This window comes from Bradyrhizobium sp. INPA03-11B (assembly GCF_040446015.1).
Classification (GTDB): domain Bacteria; phylum Pseudomonadota; class Alphaproteobacteria; order Rhizobiales; family Xanthobacteraceae; genus Bradyrhizobium; species Bradyrhizobium macuxiense_A.
In genome coordinates, this window is the sequence record NZ_JASGSR010000186.1 from 1 (window position 1) to 11,167 (window position 11,167).

An 11,167-nucleotide genomic window follows, 5' to 3' on the forward strand; every position below is an offset into this window, starting at 1 on the left:
GAATCATACTGTGGAGAGAGCCCCCATCCGCCGCGCTCCGGACAACGCTTTGCGTTGCTCGTCGCGCGTCGACCTCCCCCGCAAGCGGGAGAGGTGCAGCAAAGTTTGCCGCTAGACTGATCTAACCCGAACTTCAGGACGGACGACGGCTCGCGCGCGGCCACATCCACGCCAGCGTCTCGTCCTTCTTCACGACGACATGCCAGAGCGTCGCGGCGATATGCAGCGTGACCACGGCATAAACGACATAGGCGAGCGCGCCATGCGCAAGCTCACCGGCCTCCGCCACCGCCTTGTTGTCGGCGAACAGGCGCGGCCAGCTGAAGGTCCAGAAATAGCGCAGCGAGTAACCGCCTGCCGACGAGAACATGTAGCCGGTCACCGGCATCACGAAAAGGATGGCGTAGAGCGCCCAGTGATTGAGCCTTGCTGCAATCCGGACCAGCGGCGAGAACGATCCCGGCTCCGGCGGCGCCGTGGTCGCCGCGCGCACGATCAGCCGCAGGATCGCCAGGAAGAACAGGGTGACGCCGAGCGACTTGTGCAGCTCGAGCAGTTCGCGCCGCGGCGACGTCCCCGCCGGCTGCAGCCCGCAATACAGCCCGATCAGCATCGCGGCGATGAACAGCACTGCCGTCGCCCAGTGAATCCTGCGCAGCAGCGGGTCGTAGCTAGCCGTGATGTCCGTCGTCACGAGGCGCCTTCGCTTGAAGCCAGCCCGTGCGGGTTCGGCCTGAAAAATGAAGGCCGTTCTGTAGAGGATCGGGCGGAGCCTGCCTACCCGCCGCGGATGCCACATTCGATCACCATCGCGAAGGCTGGAGAGGCAGGTCTCTCCCGTCGTCATTCCGGGCGCGCGAAGCGCGACCTCGGAATGACGAGAGGGGTGTGGCGGGCTACGCGTTGTCACAAACGCCGGGCCGCCGCTCACTGTCACAAACGCCGCGCTGTCACAAACGCTGTCACAATCCGTAGCCGCCCGGCCCCGCGCCACACGCATTTTTTAGTCGTGATTCGTCGCCTTCTATGACAGAATTACTACAGTTCGATATCAATTCGGTTACACGCGGAGCGGTGAATGAGCATGGAACGGCGGGCACGGCCGGTTTCGCTGGCTTGGTCGAATCCAGTGGTCCGGTGGTGGGGTCTCTTGAGCCTCGTCAGCGCCGCCAACATCGCGGTCTGGTTCGCGCTGTACCGCCAGTTCCATGAGCAGGCGAGCGGCAGCTTCAGCAACACCTCCGGCATCGGCCTGATGATGCTGCTCTGCGCCGCCTATGTGTTCGGCTGCGCCTTCCGCTCGGTGCTGCCGCGCGCCGACGTGCAGCGCATCTGCCTGTTCGACACCTGGCTGTCGAGCGTCGTGGTCGGCCGCACCGTCGCCACCGTCGCCGAGGTCTGCTTCGCCGCGCAATGGGCGATCATCCTGCATCAGCTCGGCACCATGACCGGCGCCGAGACCACCGTGACCATCGCCTGGATCATCGTGCCGCTGATCGTGATCGCGGAATGCTTCTCCTGGTATGCGGTGCTGACCACCCATTATCTCTGCAATGCGATCGAGAATTCGATCTGGGCCGTGGTGTTCTTCCTGGTCGGGATCGCGCTGTGCCGGCTGCTGCCGGAGTTTCACGGCCCGGTGCGCTGGGCCTTCGTCGTCGCGATCGTCGGTATCGCCGCGTTCCTCGCCTTCCTGATGACCGTCGACGTCCCGATGTATCTGAACCGCTGGCGCGCCAATCTCGCCGCCGGCGGCACGCTGCTGCATCCGCTCGACGGCCTGCGCGACGTCAGCCGGCGCTGGGTCGTGACCCACGACATCGCCGAATGGCGCGAGGAGATCGCCTGGATGTCGCTGTATTTCAGCATGGCGGTGTGGTCGAGCCTTGCGCTCTGCGTCGGCTATTCGCTCGAGGATCAGCTGCCGCGCTACCGCACCGAGCCTGCGATCGTGGCGACGACGCCTGCGATCGCCGGCACGACGCCGGCAGCGCAGCACACCGCGACGATCGATGCGGCGGCACCGTCGCAGAATTGATCGACGATCCGGCGCCGGACATCCTCTCATCCTGGGATCTGCCGATTTGCATCCCCGTCATTGCGAGGAGCTCGCGACAAAATTGCAAAGCAATTTTGCGCTGAAGCGACGAAGCAATCCATCTATCCGCCCGCGGAGCAATGGATTGCTTCGCTTCGTTCGCAATGACGGGTGTGCGGAGCTTGTTTCTATCAGTGCTTTCGGAGTAAAGGCTGGGTCATCCTCGCTCCTCCGTCAGCGCGTTTCATGCCCCGCATCACCATCATCGAAACCGGGCTCGTCAGCCCGCAATACCGCGAGCGCCACGGCAGCTATCCGCAGATGTTCCAGCGGATGGTGACCACTTCAGATCCATCTGTCACCTGCGACGTCGTGAGCGTCGCCAGGGGCGAGGCGCTGCCCGATCCAGCCACGCTGGATGCGATCCTGATCACGGGATCTGCGGCAGGCGTCTATGACGATGTCGAATGGATCGCGCCGCTCGAAGCCTTCGTGCGCGCGGCCCATGACAAGCATGTTCCGATGGTCGGCGTCTGCTTCGGCCATCAGCTGATCGCGCAGGCGCTCGGCGGCACCGTGCGCAAGTCCGAGAAGGGCTGGGGCATCGGCCGGCACGTCTATCAACTCGCGCCGGACAACGGCCTGCTCGCCGGCGAGACGATCGCTGTGGCCGCCTCACACCAGGACCAGGTGATCATCCCGCCCGCCTCCGCACGCACCATCATGTCATCCGAATTCACGCCGCATGCCGGGCTGCTCTATGCCAACGGCACGACGTTGTCGGTGCAGCCGCATCCGGAATTTGCCGCCGACTATGCCGACGCGCTGTGCGACCTGCGCCGCGGCCTCGCGCCCGATGCCATGGTCGACATCGCCAAGGCATCGCTCGCCGAGCCGCTCGACCACGCCGCGCTCGGCGGCGTGATCACGCGCTTCCTCACGCGCCGCACGCCCACGTGAGACCGCACCTCAGGTCATGCTGCCCGGCATGAAGCAGCGCACGCGCGGGTGGCCGTCGATATAGTGCTTCCACACCATGGTTCGTCCGATCTTGTTCGGCTCGGTGATCAGGGCCTCGTTCGGCACCACAACCCATTCGCTGTCGATGCGCACGCGATAATGGCCGTGATCCGACTCCCAGTCCGGATCGGCAACCACCGATCCGTCGGCGTCCGAGCAGCATTGTCCATAGCCGCTGTGCAGGCTTTCAAACCAGGGTTTTAACGGTGAATTGGCGTAGCGGCCGTCGTCGCGCGCCAGGGTCGGCGATGTCAGCGACATCGCCCCAAGCAGGACCGCCGCACGTGTGAGAACGTGCATGTTGTCGTCTCCGCAGATCTCGATCAGCTGCGGGCGCGCATCACCAACCATTCGCCCGCGACATTGCCGTCGCAGGCGAGACCACGACGAATCGGCGCCCCAGCACCTGAGATTCAGCTATGCAAGTGCAGCGCCAGACTGCATTCCGGGAGACTACTGCCAACGAAAGTATGGGGTGCGCGGACCGTCGCGTGCGACACGCGCCAGGCGGCCGGTCGCCTTCCGCGTGGCTCGATCAGCGGCTCGCTGCGGCGACCTCGGGGATGAGCGGTGGCGCACTGCGCGATGCCGCCTGCAATGCGCATTCGACGAACCGGCGCGGCAGCAGCGAGGCGTTCGAGCGCATCGCCACCAGCATGCGGCTTTCGGCGTCGGGCGTATCGAGCGTCTTGGCGACGACGTTCATGACGCCGGCCTGCTGGTAGCAGGACGGCAGGATCGAAAGCCCGATCCCTGCCGCGACGAGGCTGAGCACCGTGCGCAATTCATGCGCCTCCTGCGCGATGCGCGGCGCAAAGCCCGCGCGCCGGCACAGCATCGCAGCCTGATCGCCGACGCCGCAACCGCTCTCCGCCATGCCGACGAATTCATGCTCGGCAAGATCGGCAACGCTGAGCTTGCCGGGCGCTGTGGCGAGCGGATGATCGATCGGCAGGAACACCATCAACCGGTCGCGCCAGACGACATGGACCTGCAAGTCGGCCGCCGGCCGGAAGTCGAGCGGCGGCCGCATGATCGCGACATCGAGCTCGGCGTCGGCGAGGGCCTGGAGCTGCTTCGCCGTCGACATGTGCCGGAGCTCGATCTTTACCCGCGGATAGCTGGCGCGGAAGCTGCGAAACAGTTCGGCGAACATGTCGAGCATCGGAACAGAATCCGTGAAGCCCACACGAACCGCACCGGCTTCACCGCGCGCGGCACGCCGCACGGTCTCCGACGCGAGGTCGAGCTCGCTGACGGCGCGGCGCGCGTGCTCCAGCAGCAACTGGCCGGCCTGGGTGAGCTCCACGGCACGCCGCGTCCGCGACAACAGTTTCGTGCCGAGCTCCTCCTCCATCGCCTTGATCTGCGTGCTGAGCGGCGGCTGGCTGACATGCAGCCGTTTGGCGGCGCGGCTGAAGCTGAGCTCCTCGGCCACCGCGATGAAATAGCGAAGCTGCCTGTAGTCCATCGCTTATTCCGATTCCCTATAAGTGACGGGTCAAAGCGGTATTTGACCTCCCAGGACCGTTTCCCGATCTTGGCGCCAAAACGCGGTCCCTCCAAGGGGCAACACGCGCTGCCGGTCAGCCATGCGAAATCGCCGCGAATAACAGGCGTTCCGCCCGGCTCGGATCACAGGCGCGACAACAAAAAGCAAGGGAAGAATCCAATGGGCCAGGCGTCCGTCAGCGAGCTCGAACAGCAAACCATCCGCCGGGTCTACTGGCGGCTGATCCCGATCCTCTTTGTCATGATGTTCTTCAACTATCTCGACCGCATCAATCTCGGTTATGCCGGGCTGACGATGAACAAGGATCTCGGGCTCAGCCCCGCGATCTTCGGCTTTGCGGCCAGCATCTTCTTCCTCGGCTACATGGTGCTCGAGGTGCCGAGCAATTTGATGCTGCACTGGCTCGGGGCGCGGATCTGGCTGGCGCGAATCCTGATCACCTGGGGCCTCGTCGCCACACTCACCGCCTTTGTCTGGAATCCGCTCAGCCTCTACGTGATGCGGTTCGGCCTCGGCGTCGCGGAAGCCGGCTTCATGCCCGGCGTGGTGCTCTATCTGACCTACTGGTTCCCCTCGCGCTATCGCGCCCGCGCGGTCGCCGGCTACATCATCGCCGGCTCGTTCTCGGCCGTAGCCGGCGGGCCGATCTCGACCAGCATCATGACCTGGTATGACGGCACGGCCGGCCTGCATGGCTGGCAATGGATGTTCATCGCCGAGGGTGTGCCGACCATTCTGCTCGGCCTGTTCACGCTCTATTATCTGACCGACCGCCCGGCCAAGGCGAGCTGGCTCACCAGGGAGCAGGCCGCCTGGCTGGAGGGCGAGCTCGCCGCCGAGCGGGCGGAGATCGAGCAGCAAGGGCAGCACAGGTTGATCGAATGCGTGCTCGATATCAGGGTCTGGCTGCTGGCGGCGCTGTTCGGCTGCGCGCTGGTCGGCATCTACGGCCTCTTGCTGTGGCTGCCGCAGATCATCAAGGGCATGGGCGATCTCAGCAACATCCAGGTCGGCTTCCTCTCGGCGATCCCGCCGCTGCTCGGCGTCGTCGGCACCATCGTGGTCAGCCGCAGCTCGGACAAGACAGGCGATCGCAAGTTTCATCTCGCCGCCGTCTATCTGCTCGCCGCGGTCGCGATGCTCGGCAGCGCCTATGTCGCGAGCCCGGTGCTGGCCTTCGTGTTCCTGTGCATCGTCGGCTTCAGCCTGAACGCCGGCAATCCATTGTTCTGGAGCATCAACGCCTCGCTGCTAACCGGCGCAGCCGGCGCCGCCTCGATCGCGATGGTCAACACGCTGGCGCAGTTCGGCGGGCTGATCGGTCCGTGGTGCATCGGCCTGATCAAGGATTCCACCGGAAGCTTCTCCTGGGCACTGGTCGGCATCGCCGGCTTCCTGTTCGTCGCCTCCGCCATCGCCGCCACCATGCGCGTCAAGCCGCGCGAAACGGAATTGACCGGCGCGATCCCGTCATCCGTCACCCACTGACACCCGCGTAAGGAAATAATCATGATCATCGATTGTCACGGCCACTACACCACCGAGCCGGCCAAGCTGCAGATCTTCCGCGACAAGCAGCTCGCCGGTCTCGCCGACAGATCGCGCCGGCCGCTCACCACCAATCTCGGCATCACCGATGACGAGATCCGCTCGAGCGTCGAGGGTGCGCAGCTTCGTTTGCAAAAGGAGCGCGGCACCGACGTCACGGTCTTCTCGCCGCGCGCCGCCGGCATGGCGCATCATGTCGGCAAGGAAGCGACCAGCCGCGAATGGACGACGATCTGCAACGACCTCGTCCACCGGGTCTGCACCCTGTTTCCGCAGAACTTCGTTCCCGTCTGCCAGTTGCCGCAGAGCCCGGGCGTCAAGCCCGCGAACTGCATCGAGGAGCTGGAGCGCTGCGTGACGCAGCTCGGCTTCGTCGGCTGCAACCTCAATCCCGATCCGGCCGGCGGCTACTGGTGCGATCCGCCGTTGACCGATGAATGGTGGTATCCGCTGTATGAGAAAATGGTCGAGCTCGACGTGCCGGCGATGGTCCATGTCTCCTCGTCCTGCAATCCCTGCTTCCACGGCACCGGCGCGCATTACCTCAACGGCGACACCACCGCCTTCATGCAGTTCCTGACTTCCGATCTGTTCAAGCGCTTCCCGACCCTGCGGTTCATCATCCCGCATGGCGGCGGCGCGGTGCCCTATCACTGGGGCCGCTACCGGGGCCTCGCGCAGGACATGAAGCTGCCGCCGCTGTCGGAGCATCTGCTGAAGAACGTGTTCTTCGATACCTGCGTCTATCATTTGCCCGGCATCGAGCTGCTGACCCGGGTGATCCCGGTCGAGAACATCCTGTTCGCGTCGGAAATGGTCGGTGCGGTCCGCGGCATCGATCCGGAAACGGGTCATCACTTCGACGACACCCGCCGCTACATCGATGCGCTGCCGCTTAGCACCGAGGACAAGGCCAAGATCTTTGAAGGCAACGCCCGCCGCGTCTATCCTCGCCTCAACGCCCATCTCGACCGCCGCGGGCATTAGGCGATGGTTGAACCGATCCGGCCGCAGACCCGCTTCACCTCTCCCGCTTGCGGGGGAGGTCGCATCGCAGGATGCGATGCGGGTGGGGGCTCTCTCCACGACACGACTCGCGGAGAGAGCCCCCACCCCAGCCCTCCCCCGCAAGCGGGAGAGGGAGCCCATCTGCTGCGCGGCCGCAGTTTAACCCAATCCAATCATGCTCTAAGCAATCACGCTCAAGCAGACCCCGGAGAAAACCGATGGCCATAGGATTTGCAATTCACAAGGCGAAGCGGAAAGTGTCGCCCGACCTCGTCGCGCGCTACCGCACCCTGCCGGTCGCCAATATCAGCGATGTGATGTCGCGGATCGCCGGCACCAACCGGCTGCGGCCGATGCATAAAGGCGGCTGGCTGGGCGGCCCGGCGCTGACCGTGAAGACCCGGCCCGGCGACAATCTGATGGTGCACAAGGCGATCGACCTGGCTCAGCCGGGCGACGTGATCGTGGTCGATGCCGGCGGCGTCCTGGTCAACGCCATCATCGGCGAGATCATGTCGACGCTGGCCGAGAAGAAGGGCGTGGCGGGTTTCGTGATCGACGGCTCGATCCGCGATGCCGGCGCGATCCGCGCCGGATCGTTCCCGGTGTTCGCCGCCGGCGTCGCCCATCGCGGGCCCTACAAGGACGGCCCGGGCGAGATCAATTGCGCCATCTCGATCGACGGCATGATCGTCGAACCCGGCGATCTCATCGTGGCCGACGACGACGGCGTGCTCTGCGTGCCCCATGACGATGCCGAGGCGATCTGCAAGCTGACCGAGGCCAAGAAGGCAACCGAGGAGAAGGCGATCCAGCAGATCCTCGCCGGCACCAGCGACCGCCGCTGGGTCGATGAGGCCCTGCAGCGGCTCGGCTGCGAGTTCAAGGACTGACTTCTCTCTCCGATCGAGCAGCACCCCTGCTTTACCTCGCCCCGCTTGCGGGGAGAGGTCGGAACGCATCGTTAGATGCGTTCCGGGTGAGGGGGTACAGGTCCTTCAACGCCCCACTGCCTGGCGGAGAGAGCCCCTCACCCCAACCCTCTCCCCGTAAGAACGGGGCGAGGGAGCGCAGCGCCGACGCGGCCCAATCTCGATCCAAACTGCTGCTCCCCGGAGGCGGGAATGCCCACCCCTTGGGCACCAAGCCGCGCAAAGCGGACCGGAATCACCTGTCCCGCATCGGGTACGCGCATCCGCCCGCCGGGCATCGGGAATTTTTCCCGATGACAGATGGAAAGAATCCCGCCCTCCCGGGACACATCTCGTTTGCCAAAGCACCGGCACTCCCGCAGTCTCAAAGCCAGGGTTCGTCGGGGATAAAAGCCGAACCGCGACAATGGGGTGGGCGTTATGGCTGGTACGTTGTTGCGTACGGCAACACGGTTTCTGTCTTCTTCGGTCCATACGCGCGGCGCTGCGGCCGTGCTCACCGCCATCGGAGCCGCAGCGCCGCTGACCGCGGGCGCCCAGACCCCCGCCCCGACCGAGTTGCCGCCGGTCACCGTGATTGCCCCCTCGCCGCTGTCAGGCACGCGCAGCATCAAGCCCGCCTCACGGCCGCTGGTGCGGACCTCGCGGACCGCCCGGACACGGGCTGCGTCAGTGCAAACCGTGGCGGCGCCGGAGGGCGGCGCCGGGGTCCCCGGCCCCTCCGAGCGCGACTCGAGCCTGCTCGACCGCGACAAGATCCCGTCCAACACCGAGGTGCTGACCTCGGCGGATTTCAGCCGCAACTATTCGACCAACTTCCTCGACTCGGTGAACCGCAAGCTGCCCGGCGTCACGCTCACCGACCAGACCGGTAACCCGTTCCAGCGCACGCTTGATTACCGTGGCTTCGTCGCCTCGCCGGTTCAGGGCACGCCGCAGGGCATCGCGGTCTATCAGAACGGCGTGCGCATCAACGAATCCTGGGGCGACGTGGTGAACTGGGATTTCATCCCGGAAAAGGCCATCGACCGGGTTTCGCTGGTGCCCAACAACCCGATCTTCGGCCTGAACGCGATCGGCGGCGCGCTCAGCATCCAGATGAAGAACGGCTTCACCTATCAGGGCTCCGAGGCGGAACTGTTCGGCGGCTCCTACGGGCGCGTGCAGGGCGGCGTGCAGGCCGGCGGCCAGCGGGACAACATCTCCGCCTATGCAGCGTTCGAATCCGCCTATGATCGCGGCTGGCGCGACCATGCGAACTCCTCGCACATCAACCGGATGTATGTCGACGTCGGCGCGCGCAACGATGACACCGAATTCCACGTCAACTTCACCGGCGCCAGCAACCTGCTCGGCAACGTCGCGGCAACGCCGGTCGAGATGCTCAACCAGCGCTGGTCGAGCGTCTACACCTGGCCGCAATCGACGCTGCTGCAACTCGCCTTCGTCAACGCGACGTTGAGCCACAATTTCTCGGACACCTGGTCGTTCCAGGGCAATGCCTATTTCCGTGGCTTCCGGCAGACCCACGCCGATGGCAACGGCACCGACGTTGCGCCATGCGACGATCCCACCACCTTGTGCATCGGCGACGGCCTTCCGGTCTTCGGTCCGGCCGATGGCCCAGCCACTCCGAACACGCTCGGGAACGCTTTCCTTGGCGAAATCGATCGTAACCGGGCCGCGACCAACAGCTACGGCGGCACGGCGCAGTTGACCAACTCGGACAAGCTGTTCGGGCACGACAACCACGTCGTGATGGGTATCAGCGTCGATCACGGCAATACGAAGTTCACGGCAACCAGCGAGCTCGGAACGATCGATCCCAACAACCTGTTCGTCACCGGCACCGGCGTCTTCATCAACCAGCCCGACGCAGGTCTCAGCCCGGTCGATCTGCGCGCCACCAACACCTACACCGGCATCTACCTCACCGACACATTCGATGTGACGAACAAGTTCTCGGTGACGGCGGGCGGGCGATTCAACTACGCCCAGATCGATCTGCAGGACCAGACCGGGACCAACGACCTGCTCAACAGCAGCAACCGCTTCCAGCGCTTCAACCCGGTGATCGGCGGCACCTACAAGATCACCCCGAACCTCACCGCCTATGCCGGCTATTCGGAAGCCAACCGCACGCCGACGCCGCTGGAGCTCGGCTGCTCCGATCCCAACCATCCCTGCATGATCGACACCTTCCTGGTCGCCGACCCGCCGCTCAAGCAGGTGGTGTCGCACTCCGTCGAAGCGGGCCTGCGCGGCAGCTGGGGCCGCGATGCCAGGACGGGCGTGCTGAGCTGGGGCGTGGGCGCGTTCCGCACCCTGTCGGACGACGACATCATCCACGTGGCAAGCCCGCTCGGCGTCAACAATTTCGGATACTTCCAGAACGCCGGGCAGACCTTGCGCCAAGGCATCGAGGCCAAGCTCGACTACCGCTTCGATCGCTGGAACGCCTATGCCAACTACACCTATGTCAACGCGACCTATCAGAGCGCGATCACGCTGTCCTCGCCGAACAATCCGAACGCGCTCGTAAGCGACGCCGGCGTGCAATTTGTCAACGTCACTCCGGGCGACCACATCCCTGGCATTCCCGCGCACCGCTTCAAGGCCGGCGTCGACTACAACCTCACGGATGCGTGGAAGGTCGGCGCCGACCTCAACGTCGTGGGCAGCCAGTGGCTGATCCATGACGACACCAACCAGAGTCCGAAGGTGCCGGCCTACTCGGTCGTCAATCTGCACACGTCATATCAGATCACGAAGAACATCGAGGTGTTCGGCCTGATCAACAACGTGTTCAACCAGCGTTACTATCTGAACGGCGCATTCTATCAGACCGGCGGCTTTGTCAGCGCCGGAGGCGCCCCCAACCTGATGGCGCAGCTGAGCGATCCCCGCGCCTTCGTGCCCGGCATGCCGCTCGCCGCCTATGCCGGCATCAGGGCGAAGTTTTAGTTTAGCGCGTCGTCAAGTCAGTTAAAGCGATCCGGTGATGCGAACTCGCTGCACCTCTCCCGCTTGCGGGCAGGGCTATCGCATGTGGCCGAGGAGTTCGAAGAGGAAGGCATCGTTCCATCCGGCGCGCTTGAGCTTGCCACG

Annotated in this window: 9 protein-coding genes; 6 read left to right on the forward strand and 3 right to left on the reverse strand. The window is 64.8% G+C overall.

The window, feature by feature from the left end; genetic code table 11:
• Positions 1-133: 133 nt before the first annotated feature.
• Positions 134-694: a cytochrome b gene (locus tag QMZ05_RS38515; protein ID WP_353705509.1), complete on the reverse strand. Its 561-nt coding sequence runs from the start codon at positions 692-694 to the stop codon at positions 134-136.
• A gap of 390 nt (positions 695-1,084) precedes the next feature.
• On the opposite strand from QMZ05_RS38515, the gene QMZ05_RS38520 reads away from it, so the two are divergent.
• Both QMZ05_RS38520 and QMZ05_RS38525 read left to right on the forward strand, forming a co-directional pair.
• Positions 1,085-2,038, forward strand: a complete 954-nt coding sequence (locus tag QMZ05_RS38520) for a hypothetical protein (protein WP_353705517.1) — start codon at positions 1,085-1,087, stop codon at positions 2,036-2,038.
• Between the two features lie 246 nt (positions 2,039-2,284).
• Complete coding sequence (locus tag QMZ05_RS38525; RefSeq protein ID WP_353705510.1) at positions 2,285-2,998, forward strand: gamma-glutamyl-gamma-aminobutyrate hydrolase family protein; 714 nt, start codon at positions 2,285-2,287, stop codon at positions 2,996-2,998.
• Between the two features lie 9 nt (positions 2,999-3,007).
• On the opposite strand, the gene QMZ05_RS38530 is transcribed toward QMZ05_RS38525, so the two are convergent.
• A complete protein-coding gene (locus QMZ05_RS38530; protein ID WP_353705511.1) occupies positions 3,008-3,358 on the reverse strand; it encodes a hypothetical protein in 351 nt (116 codons plus the stop codon).
• Between the two features lie 235 nt (positions 3,359-3,593).
• A complete protein-coding gene (locus QMZ05_RS38535) occupies positions 3,594-4,529 on the reverse strand; it encodes a LysR substrate-binding domain-containing protein (RefSeq protein ID WP_353705512.1) in 936 nt (311 codons plus the stop codon).
• A 201-nt stretch (positions 4,530-4,730) separates the two neighbouring features.
• Between QMZ05_RS38535 and QMZ05_RS38540 the strand changes: the two genes are divergently transcribed.
• The 4 genes from QMZ05_RS38540 to QMZ05_RS38555 all read left to right on the forward strand — a co-directional run bounded on the left by QMZ05_RS38540 (position 4,731) and on the right by QMZ05_RS38555 (position 11,023).
• Positions 4,731-6,059, forward strand: a complete 1,329-nt coding sequence (locus QMZ05_RS38540; protein WP_353705513.1) for an MFS transporter — start codon at positions 4,731-4,733, stop codon at positions 6,057-6,059.
• Between the two features lie 21 nt (positions 6,060-6,080).
• A complete protein-coding gene (locus QMZ05_RS38545; protein WP_353705514.1) occupies positions 6,081-7,106 on the forward strand; it encodes an amidohydrolase family protein in 1,026 nt (341 codons plus the stop codon).
• A 239-nt stretch (positions 7,107-7,345) separates the two neighbouring features.
• Positions 7,346-8,020: an RraA family protein gene (locus QMZ05_RS38550; protein WP_353705515.1), complete on the forward strand. Its 675-nt coding sequence runs from the start codon at positions 7,346-7,348 to the stop codon at positions 8,018-8,020.
• A gap of 531 nt (positions 8,021-8,551) precedes the next feature.
• Complete coding sequence (locus QMZ05_RS38555) at positions 8,552-11,023, forward strand: TonB-dependent receptor (RefSeq protein WP_353705516.1); 2,472 nt, start codon at positions 8,552-8,554, stop codon at positions 11,021-11,023.
• Positions 11,024-11,167 lie beyond the last annotated feature (144 nt).